This window comes from Mesorhizobium sp. B1-1-1 (assembly GCF_006442955.1).
Classification (GTDB): domain Bacteria; phylum Pseudomonadota; class Alphaproteobacteria; order Rhizobiales; family Rhizobiaceae; genus Mesorhizobium.
The window spans coordinates 176,265-195,142 of the sequence record NZ_VFWW01000004.1; the positions used below are offsets into that span (position 1 = coordinate 176,265).

Sequence of the window (18,878 nt, forward strand, 5' to 3'; positions counted from 1 at the left end):
TCAATGCCTGCCGTCAGCAACCCGAACCGCACACCGGTGTTCCGGCTGATCACCATAGCCAGTTCGGGCATTGGCAGTTTCATCCTCGGCATCTGGGGGCTGAAGCACGCGCTTGGCGACGGCTTTGCCGGCATGCCGGCGGACGTGATGGTGGCGATCATGGCTGCCCTTTGCGCATTGGCGGCGGCGGGAGCCGCGATGTCTTTCTTCGCCGGCGTCGATGAATCGGCTGATTTCGTCTTCAACGAAACCCAGTTCGACAAGCTGACCGGATTGCTGGCGCGTCCGGCGATGGTCGGCAAGATCGCCGAGGCAGCCTGCGCGACGAGCCGCACCGGGGCCCCGATGTTCCTCATCGACATCGACATCGACCGGTTCAAGCAGATCAACGACGCGATCGGCTACAGCCAGGGCGACGAATTGATCCGCGCCTTTACCAAGCGGCTGCAGGCCTGCGTGCCCGAGCGCGTGCAGATCGGGCGCATCGGCGCCGGCGAGTTCGCGGTGCTGCTTCCCGATCATCAGATTCAGGGAACGATGGAAGCTATGGTGGAGAGGCTCATCGACGAGATGATGGAGCCCTATGAGCTCAGCAGCCACCAGCAATCGGTGAGCCTGTCGGTGGGCATCGTGGCGATGCCCAAGGACGGCGTCGACCCGGTCCTCATCCTGCGCCGCTCCAACCTGGCGCTGCAAAATGCGCGCGCCAGGGGAGTCGGCAACTGGTCGGTCTTCGATACCGAGATGGGGCGGGTCGCCGATCATCGCCAATGGGTCGAATCCGAGCTGCACATCGCATTCGAGCGCGGTGATTTCGACCTTCACTATCAGCCGCAGCTGGACCTGCCGAGCGGCCGCATCGTCGGCTATGAAGCGCTGATCCGCTGGAACCATCCAGAACGCGGCATGATCCCACCTCTGGAGTTCATCCAGATCGCCGAGGAAACCGGCATGATCAATCCGATCGGCGAATGGGTTCTGCGCAAGGCATGCAGCGACGCCCGGCATTTACCCGACGACTGCTTCGTCGCCGTCAACATCTCGCCGGTCCAGTTCATGACCAAGGACTTCATCGGCCTCGTGCGCGACACGATGCGGACCACCGGCATCAAGCCCTCGCGGCTGGAGCTGGAAGTCACCGAGACGGCCATGATGCAGGACCGCGACCGCGCCGCCGCCATCCTGAAAGAGCTTGCCGATATGGGCATCTCGGTTGCCGTCGACGATTTCGGCACCGGCTATTCCAATCTCAGCTACCTGATCGATTTTTCATTCGGCAAGCTGAAGATCGACCGCTCCTTCGTCAGCCGCATCGATACGGATTCGAGCTCCGGCGCCGTCGTATCGACCATTGTCGGCCTCTCGCGAGCACTCGGCGTCAGTATTATTGCCGAGGGTGTCGAGACAGAGGACCAGGCGACACTGCTCAGGGCAGCCGGTTGCGAGGTGGTGCAAGGTTATCTGTTCGGCCGGCCGGCGCCGCTTGCGGTCATGGCCGGCGAGGGACATGTCATCGAGGATTCGAGGCGCGTCGCCAATCTGCACTGAGTGTCACGCCGTTGCGTGTCAGCGACGCGCGGAAAGAACCTTGAACATGCCGTCACGGGCGAGCTCGGCATGGCTGGAGAAGGCGGCGGCCAGTACCGGCTCGTAGGGCAGCTGGCGGTTCGCCACCATGTACAGCCGCGCTCCCGGCTTCAGCGCCTTTGCCGCTGCCCGGATCAGGCCGGCGCCGATCTCCGGTTCGGCCGCGCGGCTGCGATGAAAAGGCGGGTTCATGACGACCGCGTCGTAGCGACGCTCGACCGGCTCGCCCTGCAGGTCCGTCCAGAAGAAATCTTTCGCAACCGACTGGCTGGCCGTGGCAAGATTGGCTTTGGCGGCTTCGAGCGAAGCGAAATCCGCCTCATAGAGATCAAGTGCCGAGATGTCGGGCGAACGCGCTTCCATCTCCGCCGCCAGATAGCCCCAGCCGGCGCAGAAATCGGCGACATGGCCGCGCAGGTCGGCCGGAAGATGGTCCGCCAGCAACTTCGAACCGGCATCGACACGATCGAAGGAAAACATGCCGGGCGCCGTGCTGAAACGGCCGTCGACCAGCCCGGCGGGATTGGCGGCACGCAGCGCTGCTGCCGTCTCCGTCCCGGCCGGCCGGCGAAGCCAGAAGGCGATGCCGTGATATTTGGGCAGATGGCCTTCGAGCGGCACAAGCTCGTCCATGCGCTTGCGCAGGCTGGCGATGCCATCATCCTTGCCGCCGGCAATGACGATCAATCCGCCCTCGGCGACGCGCTCCAGCGCATCCGCGATGCGCAGCTCGTTCTGGCCGCGATGGCGGCCCGCGAGCACCAGCGCGGCGTCAAAGCCATCGCCTTGCGTTTGCGGGGTGACAGTGAAGCCCGCGGCTTGCAGCGCGCGAAAATGCGGCCGAAAGCCTTGCACCACGTGCAGCTCGGCGTCGAAGTCCTGCGGTGTCCGCAAGCCGGATTCGGCCCCTAGAAAAAGCACCCGTTCGCCCTTGCCTGGCAAAGCGACCGCCTCGGCCTCGAATGGATGGAAAAGTGTCTTCAGCGGTTCGGCAGACATGCCTTTGCTCCATAAACGAAAGCGGGCGCGACATGAGCCGCGCCCGCTTTGATTTTTCGGTCAGGCCGTTCAGGCGGCGTTTTCTTCGCTCTCAGCCTTCCTGTCGCGAACGATTTCCTTGCCGGTGGTCTGGTCGACGACCTTCATCGACAGGCGGACCTTGCCGCGCTCATCGAAGCCCATCAGCTTGACCCAAACCTTGTCGCCTTCCTTGACGACGTCCGAAGTCTTGGCGACCCGGTCGTTGGCAAGCTGCGAGATGTGGACGAGGCCGTCACGCGGGCCGAAGAAGTTGACGAAAGCGCCGAAGTCGGCGGTCTTGACGACCGTGCCTTCGTAGATTTCGCCGACTTCCGGCTCGGCGACGATGGTGTGGATCCACTTCTTCGCCGCCTCGATCTCCTTGGCGTTCGCCGAAGCGATCTTGACCGTGCCGTCATCCTCGATGTTGATCTTGGCGCCGGTCTTCTCGACGATCTCGCGGATGACCTTGCCACCGGAACCGATCACGTCGCGGATCTTGTCGGTCGGGATGTGCATGACCTCGATGCGCGGCGCGAACTCGCCGAGCTCGGCGCGCGCGCCGGACAGCGCGTGGCCCATTTCGCCGAGAATATGCTGACGACCGTCCTTGGCCTGGTCGAGAGCGATCTTCATGATCTCCTCGGTGATGCCCTCGATCTTGATGTCCATCTGCAAGGAGGTGATGCCGTTGGCGGTGCCGGCGACCTTGAAATCCATGTCGCCGAGGTGATCCTCGTCGCCCAGGATGTCGGAGAGCACGGCGAAGCGCTCACCTTCCTTGATCAGGCCCATGGCGATACCGGCGACCGGCTTGGCCAGCGGCACGCCGGCATCCATCAGCGCCAGCGAGGTGCCGCAGACGGTTGCCATCGACGACGAGCCGTTGGACTCGGTGATCTCCGAGACCACGCGCAGCGTGTAGGGGAACTGGTCTGATGTCGGCAGCATCGGGCGGATGGCGCGCCAGGCGAGCTTGCCGTGGCCGATCTCGCGGCGGCCGGGCGAGCCCATGCGGCCGGTCTCGCCGACGGAATAGGGAGGGAAGTTGTAGTGGAGGAGGAACTTCTCCTTGTACATGCCGGTCAGCGAATCGACATACTGCTCGTCCTCGCCGGTGCCCAGCGTGGCGACGACCAGCGCCTGGGTCTCGCCGCGGGTGAACAGCGCCGAACCGTGGGTGCGCGGCAGGACGCCGACCTCGGACACGATCTTGCGCACGGTCTTCAGGTCACGGCCGTCAATGCGCGAACCGGTGTCGAGAATGTTCCAGCGCACGACCTTGGCCTGGAGCTCCTTGAACACGCTGCCGATCTGCTCGGAGGAATATTTCGGCTCTTCGCCTTCGGCCGGAGCGAAGGCCGCCTTGACCTTGGCCTTGACGGCGTCGACGGCGGCATAGCGCTTCTGCTTGTCGGTGATCTTGTAGGCGTCGCGAAGCTCGTCGCCGACGATCTTCAGCATCTCGGCTTCGAGAGCGGAATAGTCCGGCGCGGTGAAGTCGCGCGGGTCCTTGGCGGCGACCTCGGCCAGCTTGATGATCGCGTCGATCACCGGCTGGAAACCGCGATGGCCGAACATGACCGCGCCGAGCATCAGGTCTTCGCCGAGCTCCTTGGCTTCGGACTCGACCATCAGTACGGCGTCGGCGGTGCCGGCGACGATCAGGTCGAGCTTGGATTCCTGCATCTCGTCGACATGCGGGTTGAGCACGTATTCGCCGTTGATGTAGCCGACGCGGGCGCCGCCGATCGGGCCCATGAAGGGCACGCCCGACAGGGTCAGGGCCGCCGAGGTGGCGACGATCGACAGGATGTCCGGATCATTCTCGAGATCATGCTGGACGACGGTGACGACGATCTGCGTGTCGTTCTTGTAGCCGTCGGCAAAGAGTGGGCGGATCGGGCGGTCGATGAGGCGCGAAACCAGCGTTTCCTTTTCGCTCGGACGGCCTTCACGCTTGAAATAGCCGCCCGGGATCTTGCCGGCTGCGTAGGTCTTTTCCTGGTAGTTGACGGTCAGCGGAAAGAAGTCGAGGCCCGGCTTGGGCTCCTTCATCGAAACGACCGTGGCGAGAACCTTGGTCTCGCCGTAGGTGGCGAGCACGGCGCCGTCGGCCTGGCGCGCGATCTTGCCGGTTTCGAGGATGAGCGGGCGACCGCCCCATTCGATTTCCACTTTGTGGTGATTGAACATGTCTTGTCCTTCATATGAGGAAAGGGCCGCGCCGTTTCAGCGTGCGCGGGTGCCCTTTCCCCTGGCTTCCTTTCTCGGGCAGCCACGGGCAAGACAACGGGAAGCTCGATCCATGTCGGCCGGATGGCCGCGCGAGCGTCCTGCAATCCTGCCCCATGACCGTCCATGGGGTGGCTTCGAGGGGGCCCTCTGCACGCTCGAAACCGGATTTGGCCAATCGATCCGACTGGCCCTGCGCATGACCCCACAAGCAGCGGCTTGTGGAATGCGTCACGCGCAAACTCAACTTGTTGGAGCGTCCGTCCGGCATCCGGATGGGTGCGCGGCGCTCCAATACCTGCATTCGAGATCGGATTGGTCCGGTGCTCAAATGCGCGACCGGCGGGCCCTTGTGAGGCCCGCCGGTCAATTCGTCAACGGCGCAGGCCGAGCTTCTCGATCAGCGTCTGGTAGCGCGTGTCGTCCTTGCGCTTGAGATAATCAAGCAGGCTTCGGCGCTGGGAGACGAGAGCGAGCAGACCACGGCGGGAATGGTTATCCTTCTTGTGGTCCTTGAAATGGTCGGTCAGGTTCTTGATGCGCTCGGAAAGGATGGCTACCTGAACTTCCGGAGACCCGGTGTCGCCCTTGGCGGTTGCGAATTCAGTCATCAATTCCTGTTTGCGCTCGGCAGTAATCGACATCGTGTTTTTCCTTATCTGTTCGAGGAAACGGGTCGCCCTCAGCCGGGATGTCGTCCAGCAGGGGCCGGTGCAAGCAGAGCGTCATAGCGCTAAGCTGCGGCGCATATAGTGCAATTCCCAAGAAAACACCAGCCCAATTCACGAAGCCGGCTTTTCACGCCAAAACGGCAAGTTATCCCTGTCAAAGCCATTTTTTCCATTTGAAGAAGGCAATCAGCCCAACCGCGACCACGGCCATGAACAGCAGCGACAAGGGATAGCCGTAATAGGCCTTCAGCTCAGGCATGTTCCAGGGCGACGTCTCCGGATCGAAATTCATGCCCCAGACGCCGACCAGAAACGTGAGCGGCATGAAGATGACCGAGACGATCGTCAGATAGGAAATGACGTCGTTGGTGCGTGCCTGGCTCAGCGACAGATGCATCTCGATCAGGCCGGTCAGCATGTCGCGCTGGTTCTCGACCAGCTCGATCAGCCGCAGCGCGTGGTCGAGCGTATCGTTGAGGAAGACCTTGGTTTCGGCCTTCACATAGGACACGTCGTTGCGGATCAGCGTCGCTAGCGCATCGCGCACCGGCCACAGCACCCCCTTCAGCACATTGGCGTCGTGCCGCAATCCATGAAGCTGCTGCATCTGATGCTTGTGCGGTGCGTGCAGCATCTGGTCCTCGATGCTGTCGACGAGTTCGCCGGCCGCCTCGATCGGCGGAAAGTAGCTATCGACGATGGCGTCGATCAGCGCATAGGCGAGATAGTCGGCGCCACGGGCGCGCAGCCGGTTCGGCGCCGAGCTTTCGATGCGCTTGCGCACCGGATCGAACGGATCGCCTTCGCGCTCCTGGAAGGTGACGACGAAATTCTTGCCAAGGAAAACGGCGATTTGCTCGTAGCGGTGCGAGGCGACGTCGTCGATCATCCGCACGACCACGAAAGCATGGTCTTCGTAGAAATCCACCTTCGGCCGCTGGCCCGTGTTGACGACGTCCTCCAGCGCCAGCGGATGCAGGCTGAAGATGCGGCCGATCTCCTTGATCAGCTCGATATTGGCCAGGCCGGTGCAGTCCAGCCAGATGACCGGCCACTTTTCGCAATTGGCATTGACGTCGTCGATGCTGCAATTGTCGATCGTTTTGGACTTTTGCGGCGAGATCAGGGTGAGCCGCAGTTCCGAGCGTCGCGCCGCGGGATCGGCGATCAGCGTTCCGGGCGATGCACCGACCGGCGGCCGCCTGGCCCTGAGCGGCGCCCGCGTCTTGATCGCCTCAACCTTTGCCATGCGGTCCCTCGGATAGATGTCGCATAGAGATTAGACGAGGGCCCTCACCCGGCAAAGACCCGTTTGGGCTTGAACATGCCCTGCTCGACGGCGCCGATGGCCACCAGCTTGCCGCGCGCGGTCGCGCAGGCTTCCTCGGCCTCCACCGGCGCGTCGCGGCCCCGGATGATGACGGGATTGCCGAGGCGGATCTTCGTCGCCGCATCGTCGCTGATGGCGATCTGCGGCAGGCAGTCGAGTGCCGCCGAGGTGTCGACAAGCAGCGCGTCGATCGCGCCAAAATCGATCGGCGCTTCTATCGAATCGGGGGACGGTTGCTGCGTGCCATGACCCTGCTCGCCGAAGCGCGCCGCCTCCAGTTCGGCGACGGTGACGAAATCCTCGGCGGTGAACGGCTCGACCTCGATCCGGCGCAGTTCAGAAATATGGCCGAAGCAGCCGAGATCGCGGCCCATGTCGCGGGCCAGCGAGCGCACATAGGTACCCTTGCCGCATTCCACCTCGAAAACCGTGTGATCGGCCCCGTGCTCGACGATGTCGAGGCGGCCGATTTCGATCTCGCGCGCGGGAATGTCGACCGTCTCGCCGTCGCGGGCGAGATCATAGGCGCGTTCGCCCGCGATCTTGATGGCCGAGAATTGCGGCGGCGTCTGCATGATGACGCCGGTGTATTTCGGCAGCAGCGCCTGCACTTCGGCCTCCACGGGGCGCCGGTCGGAGTCCCTCGTCACCGGACCTTCGAGGTCGTCGGTCGAGCGCTCCTGCCCCCAGGCCACGGTGAAGCGGTAGATCTTGGCGCCGTCCTGGACGTAGGGCACGGTCTTGGTGGCTTCGCCGAGCGCGATCGGCAGCATACCGGAAGCGAGCGGATCGAGCGTGCCGGCGTGGCCGGCCTTCTCCGCCTGGAACAGCCACTTGATCTTGGAGACGGCCTCGGTCGAGCCCATGCCGACCGGCTTGTCCAGCACCACCCAGCCCGAGACCGGCCGGCCCTTCTTCTTGCCGCGGCGCGCCATTATTCGCTGTCCTTATCGTCGTCGTCCGCATCCAGATCGCGCGCCACTTCCGGCGATTTCAGGAGATCGTTGATCCTGGCGAAATTGTCGAAGGAGGTGTCGAGCCGGAAGCGAAACTCGGGCATGTACTTCATCTGCCGCAGCGCGCCGGAGACACGGCCGCGGATGAACTTGGCATGCTTGTTGAGCGCCTCGACCACCGCGCCGGCGTCCGTGGCGCCGAGCGGCGAGATGAAGGCGGTTGCGATCTTGAGGTCGGGCGACATGCGCACTTCCGACACCGAAACCACGGCATTCTCGACCAGCGGATCGATGATCTCGCCGCGCTGCAAGGTTTCGGACAGCGCATGGCGCACCTGCTCGCCGACGCGCAGCATGCGCTGGGATGGGCCTGATGTGGTCGAACGGGGCATTTTTTCTCGATCCTGAAAGCGTGGGGCGCGGGATAGGACCGTGCCTCATGTCTCAAATGTTTGCCAGGCGGCGGCCTCTCGGCCACCGCCTGGCATGACGGACGTCACACGAACTCAGAGCGTGCGGGTTACCATCTCGACGCGGAAGCACTCGATGATGTCGCCGACGCGCATGTCCTCGTAGTTCTGGAAGGCCATGCCGCATTCCTGGCCGCCCGGGACTTCCGAAACCTCGTCCTTGAAGCGCTTCAGCGTCTTCAGCGTGCCTTCGTGGATGACGACGTTGTCGCGGATCAGGCGCACGCCCGCGCCACGCTCGACCTTGCCTTCGGTGACACGGCAGCCGGCGATCTTGCCGACCTTGGTGATGTCGAATATCTCGAGTATCTGCGCATTGCCGATGAAGGTCTCGCGACGCTCCGGCGAGAGCATACCCGACAGAGCCGCCTTCACGTCATCCACGAGGTTGTAGATGATCGAGTAGTAGCGGATCTCGATGCCAGCGGCCGCGGCAGCGGCGCGTGCCTGCACATTGGCGCGGACGTTGAAGCCGATGATCGCCGCGCCCGACGTCTCCGCCAGTGACACGTCGCTTTCGGTGATGGCGCCGGCGCCGGCATGGACGATGCGCGCACGCACCTCGTCGGTGCCGAGCTTGTCGAGCGCTGCGTTGATCGCCTCGATCGAACCCTGCACGTCACCCTTGATGACCAGCGGGAACTCCTTCAGTCCGCTCGTCTGCAGCTGCGACATCATCTGTTCGAGCGAACCGCGCTGGCCGGCATGACGGGCAACCGCCTTCTCGCGGGCCAGACGCTGGCGGTACTCGGTGATCTCGCGGGCGCGGGCCTCGTTGTTGACCACGGCGAAGCGGTCGCCGGCCTGCGGCGTGCCCTGGAGGCCGAGCACCTCGACCGGCATCGCCGGCGGCGCTTCCTTGACGTGTTCGCCACGATCGTCGACCAGCGCGCGCACCCGGCCCCATTCATTGCCGGCGACAAGGATGTCGCCCGGCATCAGCGTGCCGGTCTGCACCAGCACGGTGGCGACGGGGCCACGGCCCTTGTCGAGCTGCGCCTCGATGACGACGCCCTCGGCGGTGCGGTCCGGATTGGCCTTGAGGTCGAGGATTTCGGCCTGCAGCAGGATCGCTTCGAGCAGCTTGTCGAGATTGGTGCCCTTGGTCGCCGACACTTCGACGTCCAGCACCTCGCCGCCCATCGATTCCACGAACACTTCGTGGCGCAACAGCTCGGAGCGCACTTTCTGCGGATCGGCGTCATGCTTGTCGATCTTGTTGATCGCCACGATGATCGGAACGCCGGCCGCCTTGGCATGGCTGATCGATTCGATCGTCTGCGGCATCACGCTGTCGTCGGCCGCCACCACCAGGATGGCAATGTCGGTGGCCTGGGCGCCGCGGGCGCGCATGGCCGTGAAGGCGGCGTGGCCGGGCGTGTCGATGAAGGTGATCTTCTGACCGTTCTTCTCGACCTGATAGGCGCCGATATGCTGGGTGATGCCGCCGGCCTCGCCGGAGACGACATTGGCGTTGCGGATCGCGTCGAGCAGCGAGGTCTTGCCGTGGTCGACATGCCCCATGATGGTCACGACAGGCGGCCGCGACACCAGGTCTTCCGGACGGTCGGCGATGTTGAACAGGCCTTCCTCGATGTCGGACTCGGCGACGCGGCGGACCGTGTGGCCGAATTCGGTGGCGACCAGTTCCGCCGTGTCGGCGTCGATGACGTCGCCCGGCTTCAGGATCTGGCCCTGCTTCATGAAGAACTTGACCACATCGACGGCGCGCTCGGACATGCGCTGCGCCAGTTCCTGGATAGTGATGGTTTCGGGCAGGATCACTTCGCGCATAACCTTCTCGCGCGGCTCATTGTGCATCGCGCGCTTGAACTTTTCCTGGCGGCGGCGCATCGACGACAGCGAACGGGCCCGCGCATCCTCGTCGGAAAGCGCGGAGTTCAAAGTCAGCTTGCCGCGACGGCGGTCTTCCTCGCCCTTGGTCGGCTTGGCCGGACGCGCCACTTCGGGCGTCACCAGACGGCGCACCGGCGCACCGGCGCCAGTCCGCTTCGGCTTGACCTCTTCTTCCTCGTCGGCGGTCGCCAGTTCGGCGGCCTGCGGCGCGCGGCGACGCGCCTCTTCCTCGGCGCGGCGGCGGGATTCGGCCTCGGCCTGCAACCGCGCTTCTTCCTCGGCCTGGCGGCGTGCGGATTCCTCGCGCTCGCGCTTGCGGCGCTCCTCATCCTCGGCGCGGCGCTTGGCTTCCTCGACGGCGCGCTGGCGGTCCTCGACCTCGCGCGCCTTGGAGCCTTCGAGCGCCCTGCGGCGCGCTTCCATTTCGCTGCGCGACAGTTCGTTCAACACCATGCCGCTGCGCTCGACCGGTGCCGGCGGAGGTGGAGGCGGCGCCTTGGGTGCCTCCTGCACGACGGGAGCCGCCGCGACCGCCGGCTTCGGGGTGAACACGGGTGCCGCCACCGCCGGCTCCGGCTTGTCGCCGGGCAGCGAGAATTTGCGCTTCTTGGTCTCGACCACGACCGACTTGGTGCGGCCGTGCGAGAAGTTCTGGCGCACGGTGCCCTGTTCCATGCCGGGGCGCTTCAGCGTCAAGGTCTTCTTCGGCGTAACACTCAACGTCTTGTCGTCGCCCGATTTCGTATCGCTCATTCCATATCCTCTGCGGCCTCATCTTCGTCAGCAACGGCCGCAAGCATTGCCAGATCGTCCGGGGTACCGCCCCGATATCGGTCGAGCGCAACCATGCGCTTCTGGACCGCCTTACCCGCGTCTCCCGCGAGGACGGCAGCATGTATCACATTTGTACCCCCCAATGCCAAGCTCAACTCGGCCTCGGAGAAAAGTTTGTAGGCAAGGATGGAGGGGCCGCCAATATGGACGGTCGCCCGCCGCGCCTGGCTGATCTTGCGCACGCCATCGTCTGAGGCTTCGGTCGCGTGGAGCACGAAAAGCGCCAATCCACCGCGCACCGCGCTCTCCACCTTGGTGGCGCCCAGCGCGATCGCCCCTGCCTTGCGAGCGAGACCCAGCATGCCAAGGGCGGATCTGGAAAGCAGCCCATCGACCATGCCGCCGAGATCGGGCGGCACGACCACCTGTGCCTTAAAGGCGCGGCTAAAAAGGTTCTTGGCCGCCGCCTTGTCGATATGTAGGCGGTCGGCGCTCACCCAGCAACCACGGCCGGGCAGATTTCTCTTGAGATCCGGAACGACGGCCGAATCCGGGCCGACGACGAACCGGATCAGTTCATCCGGTTCGGCCTGCTTGCGGGTGACGATGCAGGTGCGATCGTTCATCTCGTCCAAGGGCGGTTTCTGTGCGATGCGGTTTCACCTCACGCACCAACGGCTTCGTCAGCCGGCGCTTCTTCGGCTGCAAGCTCGTCTTCGGAAATCCAGCCGGCCTTGAGACGGGCCGCGAGCACCATCTGCTCGGCATCGGCGCGCGAAACGCCATGATCGGCCAGCACGCCCGGATACACCTTGGTCTCGCCGTCCTTGCGTTCCTTCCAGCCGGTGAGGTCGTCGGCGGCATAGCCGGCGAAATCCTCGATCGTCTTCACGCCGTCCTCGCCGAGCGTCACCATCATGGCGGTGGTGATGCCGGGGATTTCGCGCAGCTCGTCCTTGACGCCCAGCGCCTTGCGCTTTTCGTCGTGCTCGGCTTCGATCTTCTCCAGATATTCGCGGGCCCGGGTCTGGATCTCCGAGGCGGTATCCTCATCGAAGCCGTCGATCGAGGCGATTTCGCCGGCATCGACATAGGCGACTTCCTCGACGCTGGTGAAGCCTTCGGAGGCGAGCACCTGGCCGACCATCTCGTCGACGTCGAGAGCTTCCATGAACAGCGCCGAGCGCTCGACGAATTCCTTCTGGCGGCGCTCGGATTCCTCGGCCTCGGTCAGGATGTCGATATCCCAGCCGGTGAGCTGCGAAGCGAGGCGCACATTCTGGCCGCGGCGGCCGATGGCCAGCGACAGCTGGTCGTCCGGCACCACCACTTCGATGCGCTCGGCGTCTTCGTCGAGCACGACCTTGGCGACTTCCGCCGGCTGCAACGCATTGACGATGAAGGATGCGGCCGAGGGCGACCACGGAATGATGTCGATCTTCTCGCCCTGCAATTCGGCGACGACCGCCTGGACGCGGCTGCCGCGCATGCCGACGCAGGCGCCGACCGGATCGATCGAGCTGTCGCGCGAGATGACGGCGATCTTGGCGCGCGAACCGGGATCGCGGGCGACCGACTTGATCTCGATAATGCCGTCATAGATCTCCGGCACTTCCATGGTGAAGAGCTTGGCCATGAACTGCGGATGGGTGCGCGACAGGAAGATCTGCGGGCCGCGCTGCTCACGGCGCACGTCGTAGACATAGGCGCGGACGCGATCGCCATATTTGTAGTTTTCGCGCGGGATCAGCTCGTCGCGGCGGATGATCGCTTCGCCACGGCCGAGATCGACGATGACATTGCCGTATTCGACGCGCTTGACGGTTCCGTTGACGATCTCGCCGATGCGGTCCTTGTATTCGTCATACTGGCGGTCGCGCTCGGCCTCGCGCACCTTCTGCACGATGACCTGCTTGGCCGACTGGGCGGCGATGCGGCCGAAATCCATCGGCGGCAGCTGTTCGGCGATGAAGTCGCCGAGCTGGGCGTCGGGATTGCGCTCGCGCGCCGAGGAAATGGCGATCTGCGTGGCATAGTCGTCGACCTTCTCGACCACTTCCATCAGCCGCTGCAGCTTCATCTCACCGGTGTTGGGGTTGATGTCGGCGCGGATGTTGGTCTCCTGGCCATAACGCGAGCGTGCCGCCTTCTGGATCGCATCAGCCATGGCGGCGATGACGATCGACTTGTCGATCGACTTTTCACGCGCGACCGCATCGGCAATCTGCAGCAGTTCAAGTCTGTTGGCGCTTACAACCATGTTTTTTCTCCCGAGCCTGTTTGCCGGCCCCTGGGGCCTGGCAGCTCAATCAACTTTCCTGTTCGTGTTCTTCCGTAGCGCCCGGTTCCGTACCCTCCGGTACGTCGTCGTCCGGTTCGCCGCGGCGTTTCTTGGCTTCCTTGCGCGCCCTGTTGTCCTTCGACAACGCATCACGGATGAGGTCGTCGGTCAGGATCAGCCGGGCTTCGGCAATGGCGTCGTAGGGCACGCGCACTGTCGGCTCCTCACCGTAGGCCGCCTTGTCGCGCTCGATCAGCACATCGTTCTCACCGGCTTCGGCGATCTTGCCCTTGAAGCGCTTGCGATCCGCGACAACGACCGATGTTTCCATCTTCACCAGATGACCGGTCCAGGTCACGAAATCCGATTTGCGCACCAACGGCCGGTCGATGCCGGGCGATGAGACTTCGAGATGATACGCCTTCTCGATGGGATCGTCGACGTCGAGCGCCGGCGACACCGCACGGCTCACCTCTTCGCAATCCTCGACGGTCATGGTGCCGTCCTCGCGCTCAGCCATGATCTGCAGCGTCAGCCCGTTCTGGCCGGACAGATGCACGCGTACAAGGCGAAAGCCGATGCCGCGCAGCACCGGCTGGACGATCAGCGCGATGCGCGCATCGATGCCGCTTTCGCGGATGATGCGATCGTCGCTCTCGCTTGCCGTTGACGTCATTCGATTCCTGTCGATCATTCTCTAGCCGTCGGCAGGTAATAAAAAAGAGCGGGACCGGGTGGACCCACTCTTCGTCATACCGACCAAGAATTTGAGGCTGATATAAACGATCCGCCCCGGTGTTTCAAGCCCGCCGTCCCAACTGAGCGCATGTCCGGTGCATTGGGCTTGCGCCAGGTGCATGCCATCCATGCGGCAACGGCCCTTGTTGGTCCTCAAGCCGCGCTCCTATCTATGTTGCATTGCACAAAACGATAGCGATAGCGCGTCACCGCACGCGAAAGGACATGACAATGAACAGCCGCAAGGTTTTTTCCGCCATAGGCGATCTCTTCACCACATTCGGCAGCGCCGTAGCCGCGTCGCGGGCGGTGGAAGCCAGCCGCAAGCCGCACGCCCAGGATCTGCGCAGGCTCGGCATGGATCCGACGGCTTTCGACAAGATCGGCCGTTTCTGAACTCCGGCCAACGGGCGACATTCGATTTCTGTGTCCCCGCAACAATTGAAGATCGCCCCCCTCACGAAGGGCGCCTGGATCCTGATGCCCAATCCCGATGCCTGGGACCTGATGCCTAGGTCCTGATGAAGGTAAGATAGGCCGGCCGCCTGCCCTCGCGGACGGCTTTCGCCTCGTAGCGGGTGCCTGGCCAGCCATCGTAGGGGCGATGCCAGTCGACGGCCTCTGCAGCCTGCCAGACGAAACCGCCATGCGCGCGGCAATGCAGCAGGGTCCAGTTCACATAGGTGTCGATGTCGGAAGCGAAACGGAATTCGCCGCCACGCTTCACAACGCGTGCGAAACGCTCGAGATTGACCGGGCTGACGAAACGGCGCTTCCAGTGCTTCTTCTTCGGCCACGGATCGGGATAGAGCAGGTCGATGCCATCGAGCGAGGCCTGCGGCAGCCAGTCGAGCAGCCGCGTGGCGTCGTCGTCGTAGACCCTGAGGTTGGCCAGCGGCTTTTCCCGCACCGCCATCATCATCTTGGCCATGCCGTTGACGAAGGGCTCGACACCGATAAAGCCGGTCATCGGCGCTTCGGTCGCGCGATGCAGGAGATGCTCGCCGCCGCCAAAGCCGATTTCGAGGCGAACGGCGGAAACATCGGCTTCGAACAGAGCCCGCAGATCCGACGGCGCCTCGGTCGTCAGATCGAGCCGATAGGCGTCGAGGCCGCTTTCCAGCGCCGCCGCCTGCTGCGGGCGAACCGGCTTGCCGCGCCGACGGCCGAAGAAGGCTTCTGTCGCGCGGCTTGGCCTGTCCCCGGAACTCATCGGCTGATCAAGGTCCTGTCGCCGCCCTCAGGCAGCGACAGCATCCTTGAGCGCCTTGGCGAGATCGGTCTTTTCCCAGGAAAAAGATCCGTCGCGGCCGGCCTTGCGGCCGAAATGACCGTAGGACGAGGTCTTGGCGTAGATCGGCTTGTTGAGGTCGAGGTGGCGGCGGATGCCGGACGGCGACAGGTCCATCACAGTGCGCAGCGCCTCCTCGAGCCTTGCCTCGTCGACCTTGCCGGTGCCGTGCAGGTCGACATAGACCGACAAGGGCTGGGCGACGCCGATGGCGTAGGAAAGCTGGATGGTGCAGCGGTCGGCAAGTTTCGCCGCCACAACGTTCTTGGCCAGGTAGCGCGCCGCATAAGCGGCCGAACGGTCGACCTTGGTGGTGTCCTTGCCCGAGAAAGCGCCGCCGCCATGGGGTGCGGCGCCGCCATAGGTGTCGACGATGATCTTGCGGCCGGTCAGCCCGGCGTCGCCATCAGGCCCGCCGATAACGAACTTGCCGGTCGGATTGATGTACCACATGCAATCGTCGGCGATCTTGAGGTCACCCAATGCCTCGCGGATATAGGGCTCGACGACCTTGCGCACCTTCTTGGAATCCCAGCTCGCATCGAGGTGCTGGGTCGACAGCACGATCTGCGTCGCTTCGGCGGCCTTGCCGTCGATATAGCGGACGGTGACCTGGCTCTTGGCGTCCGGCCCGAGCTTGCCTGCATCGCCGTTGTTCTGGTGGCGGGCGGCGGCCAGAAGTTCGAGGATCTTGTGGCTGTAGTAGATCGGCGCCGGCATCAGGTCCGGCGTCTCGCGGCAGGCATAGCCAAACATGATGCCCTGGTCGCCGGCACCCTCCTCGCCCTGGCGGTCGGAGGCATTGTCGACGCCTTGGCCGATGTCGGGCGACTGGCCATGCAACAGAACGTCGATCTTGGCCTTTTTCCAGTGGAAGCCGGCCTGCTCATAGCCGATCTCGCGGATCGCCTTGCGGGCGACCGACTTGAACTTCGCCGGGTTGACGACCGGATGGCCGGCGGCATCCCTCAGGATGTTGCCTTCCTTGTCCTTCTTCAGCAGCGTCTCGGGAACGCGCACCTCGCCGGCGATGACGACGCGGTTGGTGGTCGCCAGCGTCTCGCAGGCGACGCGGACTTTCCACGGATCCATGCCCGTCTTCTTGGCCTCACGGTAGACCAGGTCGACGATCTCGTCGGATATCCGGTCACAGACTTTGTCGGGATGGCCCTCGGCAACGGATTCCGAGGTAAAGAAGTAGTTCTGCCGCGTCACGGGTGTCCCCTCTTGAAAAAACGATCGGCAGGCTGCCGATTTGGCGCGCCACGTGTTAGCGGGGCGAAGCGCCGCTCGTCAAGCGGTGCCGCCCTTCTGGCATGAATGTCGATGTCGATATTTTGTACCACCAGCGGCCGAAATGCCGCCGGTCGAGTCCTGTTGCGGATCAGTCGGAATCTTCGGACGCCAGCGACTTCACCAGGTCTATGATCCTGCGACGCACCTTGACGTCGGCGATCTTAACGAAGGCCCGGTTGAGTTGAAGGCCCTCCGGGCTGCCGCAGAATTCCACGGCGAAAGCCATCGAAGCATCCTCCGCGAAACCGCGGCCGGCCGGGCTCTCCTGGCCCGGCGCATCCTCGAAAAAGAAGGCGACAGGCACGCCGAGTATGGATGCTATCGCCTGCAGGCGGCTTGCGCCGACCCGGTTGGTGCCCTTTTCATATTTCTGTATCTGCTGAAATGTGATGCCGAGGTTCTCGCCTAGTTTTTCCTGGCTCATTCCCAACATATTGCGGCGAAGCCGGATGCGACTTCCAACATGGATGTCGATCGGATTCGGTTTCTTCTTGTTATCTTCTGTCATTTTTTCCTCGCCGAATTTTTTCGGCTTTGTGATTTTTTTCCTACCCAAACAAAGCCGGAGGCGACTGCCCCAACAGAACGATCCACCGGCTTCGAGAAATTTTCAGGCGTTACAGTATGAGTTTCTAATGTGTCGACTGTCAATTCACCCGTAGCCTTTGCCTTACATTGAACAGGACGGCAGCCAGGGCAAACAGCAACATGATCAGCATTCCGTTAATGCGCAGCTGGCCGGCGGACACGACCGCTTGCCGCGAGATTGGCACACGGACGTCGATGGCCCCGCGCGCGTCGATCGCCAGCGCATCGACGATGCGCCCCCGTGGGTCGACAACCGCCGAGATGCCGTTGTTGGCCGCACGCAACAAGGGCAACCCGTTCTCCACCGCGCGAATCTGAGCCTGCCTGAAATGCTGATAGGGACCCGGCGTATCGCCGAACCACGCATCGTTGGTAACGTTGACAATAAGCTGCGCTGACGTTGCGTCAACCGCCACCAGTTCGGGAAAGATCACTTCGTAACAGATGAAGGGCAAGGCGCGGACGCCATCCGGCAGCGTGATCGCATGCCGCTCATTGCCTGCCGTGAAGGTCACCGGGCCAGCGACCAGTTGTTCGATGCCGAAACGATCGAGCAGGTCGGCGAAAGGCAGGTATTCGCCGAACGGCACCAGATGGACCTTGTCGACGGCGTCAGCGATTTCGCCCTTGTCGTTGATCGCCACCACGGAGTTGTAGTAGCGGCTGCCGGCACCGGCCGCCGCACCGCCTTCCTCGCGCACGACGCCGGCGATCAGCATCTGGCCGGCGTCCAGCATGTCGCCCAGTGCGGTCAAAGCGTCCGGCCGCTCGGTGAGGAGGAACGGGACCGAGGTTTCGGGCCACAGGATCAGTTGCGGCTTTTCATGGCCGGGGTCCGGCGCCTTGGCCGACAGGCCTATCAAGGTGGCGAAGATACGGTCGCGCACCGAGGCGTCCCACTTTTCCGAAAGGTCGACGGCCGGCTGGACGATGCGCACATCGATCGTGCGGGCCTCAGGCGCGGCCGGAGCGTTGAGCCTGAGATAGCCGAAGCCGGCATGAGCGGCCACGAGCACGACAAGCAGCGCGACGCCAAGACGAAGATGCGTGCGCGCCGCCAGCAGCGCCGGCAGCGAGAAGACGAACACGGCGAGCACGTTCATGCCGACCATCCCGGTGACCGAGACGCTCTGCATCAGCAGGGGCACCGGCATCGCCGCGTAGCCGATCGCGTTCCAGGGAAAGCCGGTGAACAGGAAGCCGCGCAGCCACTCGGCCAGCCCGAAGGCGGCGGCCAGGGCCGCGATGCGGCCGATGTCGTTGCTCCACAGGAGCCGGGCGACCATGGCCGCAAAGCCGTAGAAGAAGGCCAATGCAAAGGGGATGCCGACCACCGCGAAGGGCAGCGCCCAGGCGAAACTGTCGGCCTCTACAAGCAGCGCCGATCCGATCCACCACAGGCCGGCGAGGAAATAGCCGAAGCCGAACCACCAGCCGACGGCAAAGGCCGGCCGCAGCCGCGCAAACAGGCTGCCCGAGGCCTCACCGGTCGCCCCGTCGAGCAGCCAGACCAGCAGCGGAAACGAAATGAAACAAGCGGCAAAGAAATCGTACGGCGCCTGGCCGAGCACCGCCAGGGCGCCCGCGAGGAACGCCACGAGCGCACGCCGCCAACCCCAAAACAGAATTATCCGGCCGGCCAGGCGGTTCATGCATTGTTCCGAGTCGTGCGAATCACGGCAGCAGATTTATCAGGCCGCGGCCTGCGCTCCAAACTTCGGGTGGTCTGCCGTGAAACCCACTCACCACTGCTGGAGCGCATCGCGTTTGAACTGATCAGACGA

Annotated in this window: 16 protein-coding genes; 2 read left to right on the plus strand and 14 right to left on the minus strand. The window is 63.8% G+C overall.

The features are described from left to right. Nucleotides 1–3 precede the first annotated feature (3 nt). Nucleotides 4–1,548 carry a bifunctional diguanylate cyclase/phosphodiesterase gene (locus FJ986_RS09155; RefSeq protein ID WP_140513180.1) on the plus strand — a complete coding sequence of 515 codons (1,545 nt, stop codon included), beginning with the start codon at nucleotides 4–6 and terminating at the stop codon, nucleotides 1,546–1,548. 18 nt (nucleotides 1,549–1,566) lie between these two features. Here the strand turns inward: FJ986_RS09155 and FJ986_RS09160 are convergent, their stop codons facing one another. The 10 genes from FJ986_RS09160 to rimP all read right to left on the minus strand — a co-directional run bounded on the left by FJ986_RS09160 (nucleotide 1,567) and on the right by rimP (nucleotide 13,857). After that, complete coding sequence (locus tag FJ986_RS09160; RefSeq protein WP_140674050.1) at nucleotides 1,567–2,586, minus strand: class I SAM-dependent methyltransferase; 1,020 nt, start codon at nucleotides 2,584–2,586, stop codon at nucleotides 1,567–1,569. 69 nt (nucleotides 2,587–2,655) lie between these two features. Then, nucleotides 2,656–4,803, minus strand: coding sequence for a polyribonucleotide nucleotidyltransferase (gene pnp / locus FJ986_RS09165; RefSeq protein WP_140674052.1), 2,148 nt, complete (start codon nucleotides 4,801–4,803; stop codon nucleotides 2,656–2,658). A gap of 413 nt (nucleotides 4,804–5,216) precedes the next feature. After that, complete coding sequence (gene rpsO / locus FJ986_RS09170) at nucleotides 5,217–5,528, minus strand: 30S ribosomal protein S15 (RefSeq protein WP_281405124.1); 312 nt, start codon at nucleotides 5,526–5,528, stop codon at nucleotides 5,217–5,219. A gap of 139 nt (nucleotides 5,529–5,667) precedes the next feature. Continuing rightward, the gene (corA, locus tag FJ986_RS09175; RefSeq protein ID WP_140674054.1) at nucleotides 5,668–6,762 is read right to left on the minus strand and encodes a magnesium/cobalt transporter CorA; all 1,095 of its coding nucleotides are present in this window, start codon (nucleotides 6,760–6,762) and stop codon (nucleotides 5,668–5,670) included. Nucleotides 6,763–6,806: 44 nt separating this feature from the next. Next, the gene (gene truB / locus FJ986_RS09180) at nucleotides 6,807–7,778 is read right to left on the minus strand and encodes a tRNA pseudouridine(55) synthase TruB (protein WP_140560893.1); all 972 of its coding nucleotides are present in this window, start codon (nucleotides 7,776–7,778) and stop codon (nucleotides 6,807–6,809) included. Then, nucleotides 7,778–8,191 carry a 30S ribosome-binding factor RbfA gene (rbfA, locus tag FJ986_RS09185; RefSeq protein WP_140496786.1) on the minus strand — a complete coding sequence of 138 codons (414 nt, stop codon included), beginning with the start codon at nucleotides 8,189–8,191 and terminating at the stop codon, nucleotides 7,778–7,780. Before rbfA ends, truB begins: the two co-directional genes overlap by 1 nt. Nucleotides 8,192–8,305: 114 nt before the next feature. After that, nucleotides 8,306–10,879 (minus strand): translation initiation factor IF-2, encoded by a 2,574-nt coding sequence (infB, locus tag FJ986_RS09190; RefSeq protein ID WP_140513170.1) that lies wholly within the window; start codon nucleotides 10,877–10,879, stop codon nucleotides 8,306–8,308. Continuing rightward, on the minus strand, nucleotides 10,876–11,526 hold the full coding sequence (locus FJ986_RS09195; protein WP_140497289.1) for an RNA-binding protein: 651 nt from the start codon (nucleotides 11,524–11,526) through the stop codon (nucleotides 10,876–10,878). The genes infB and FJ986_RS09195 overlap by 4 nt, the downstream gene beginning before the upstream one ends. Nucleotides 11,527–11,564: 38 nt before the next feature. Then, nucleotides 11,565–13,160, minus strand: coding sequence for a transcription termination factor NusA (nusA, locus tag FJ986_RS09200; RefSeq protein ID WP_140496790.1), 1,596 nt, complete (start codon nucleotides 13,158–13,160; stop codon nucleotides 11,565–11,567). 49 nt (nucleotides 13,161–13,209) lie between these two features. Then, nucleotides 13,210–13,857: a ribosome maturation factor RimP gene (gene rimP, locus FJ986_RS09205; protein ID WP_140496792.1), complete on the minus strand. Its 648-nt coding sequence runs from the start codon at nucleotides 13,855–13,857 to the stop codon at nucleotides 13,210–13,212. Nucleotides 13,858–14,150: 293 nt separating this feature from the next. On the opposite strand from rimP, the gene FJ986_RS30435 reads away from it, so the two are divergent. Then, entirely contained in the window at nucleotides 14,151–14,315 is a 165-nt protein-coding gene (locus FJ986_RS30435; protein ID WP_181165285.1) for a hypothetical protein, read from the plus strand. Between the two features lie 115 nt (nucleotides 14,316–14,430). Here FJ986_RS30435 and FJ986_RS09210 read toward each other — a convergent pair whose 3' ends face one another. The 4 genes from FJ986_RS09210 to lnt all read right to left on the minus strand — a co-directional run bounded on the left by FJ986_RS09210 (nucleotide 14,431) and on the right by lnt (nucleotide 18,746). Next, nucleotides 14,431–15,132, minus strand: coding sequence for a tRNA (guanosine(46)-N(7))-methyltransferase TrmB (locus tag FJ986_RS09210; protein WP_140674056.1), 702 nt, complete (start codon nucleotides 15,130–15,132; stop codon nucleotides 14,431–14,433). A gap of 27 nt (nucleotides 15,133–15,159) precedes the next feature. Next, nucleotides 15,160–16,425 carry a methionine adenosyltransferase gene (gene metK / locus FJ986_RS09215; RefSeq protein WP_140496798.1) on the minus strand — a complete coding sequence of 422 codons (1,266 nt, stop codon included), beginning with the start codon at nucleotides 16,423–16,425 and terminating at the stop codon, nucleotides 15,160–15,162. Nucleotides 16,426–16,594: 169 nt separating this feature from the next. Further along, nucleotides 16,595–17,014, minus strand: a complete 420-nt coding sequence (locus tag FJ986_RS09220; RefSeq protein ID WP_140496800.1) for a helix-turn-helix transcriptional regulator — start codon at nucleotides 17,012–17,014, stop codon at nucleotides 16,595–16,597. Between the two features lie 139 nt (nucleotides 17,015–17,153). Beyond that, on the minus strand, nucleotides 17,154–18,746 hold the full coding sequence (lnt, locus tag FJ986_RS09225; protein WP_140496802.1) for an apolipoprotein N-acyltransferase: 1,593 nt from the start codon (nucleotides 18,744–18,746) through the stop codon (nucleotides 17,154–17,156). Nucleotides 18,747–18,878 lie beyond the last annotated feature (132 nt).

Coding starts and splice junctions, on each gene's coding strand:
- FJ986_RS09155 (WP_140513180.1), top strand. CDS start 4: ATGCCTGCCGTCAGCAACCCGAACCGCACACCGGTGTTCCGGCTGATC.
- FJ986_RS09160 (WP_140674050.1), bottom strand. CDS start 2,586: ATGTCTGCCGAACCGCTGAAGACACTTTTCCATCCATTCGAGGCCGAG.
- pnp (WP_140674052.1), bottom strand. CDS start 4,803: ATGTTCAATCACCACAAAGTGGAAATCGAATGGGGCGGTCGCCCGCTC.
- corA (WP_140674054.1), bottom strand. CDS start 6,762: ATGGCAAAGGTTGAGGCGATCAAGACGCGGGCGCCGCTCAGGGCCAGG.
- truB (WP_140560893.1), bottom strand. CDS start 7,778: ATGGCGCGCCGCGGCAAGAAGAAGGGCCGGCCGGTCTCGGGCTGGGTG.
- rbfA (WP_140496786.1), bottom strand. CDS start 8,191: ATGCCCCGTTCGACCACATCAGGCCCATCCCAGCGCATGCTGCGCGTC.
- infB (WP_140513170.1), bottom strand. CDS start 10,879: ATGAGCGATACGAAATCGGGCGACGACAAGACGTTGAGTGTTACGCCG.
- FJ986_RS09195 (WP_140497289.1), bottom strand. CDS start 11,526: ATGAACGATCGCACCTGCATCGTCACCCGCAAGCAGGCCGAACCGGAT.
- nusA (WP_140496790.1), bottom strand. CDS start 13,160: ATGGTTGTAAGCGCCAACAGACTTGAACTGCTGCAGATTGCCGATGCG.
- rimP (WP_140496792.1), bottom strand. CDS start 13,857: ATGACGTCAACGGCAAGCGAGAGCGACGATCGCATCATCCGCGAAAGC.
- FJ986_RS30435 (WP_181165285.1), top strand. CDS start 14,151: ATGAACAGCCGCAAGGTTTTTTCCGCCATAGGCGATCTCTTCACCACA.
- FJ986_RS09210 (WP_140674056.1), bottom strand. CDS start 15,132: ATGAGTTCCGGGGACAGGCCAAGCCGCGCGACAGAAGCCTTCTTCGGC.
- FJ986_RS09220 (WP_140496800.1), bottom strand. CDS start 17,014: ATGACAGAAGATAACAAGAAGAAACCGAATCCGATCGACATCCATGTT.
- lnt (WP_140496802.1), bottom strand. CDS start 18,746: ATGAACCGCCTGGCCGGCCGGATAATTCTGTTTTGGGGTTGGCGGCGT.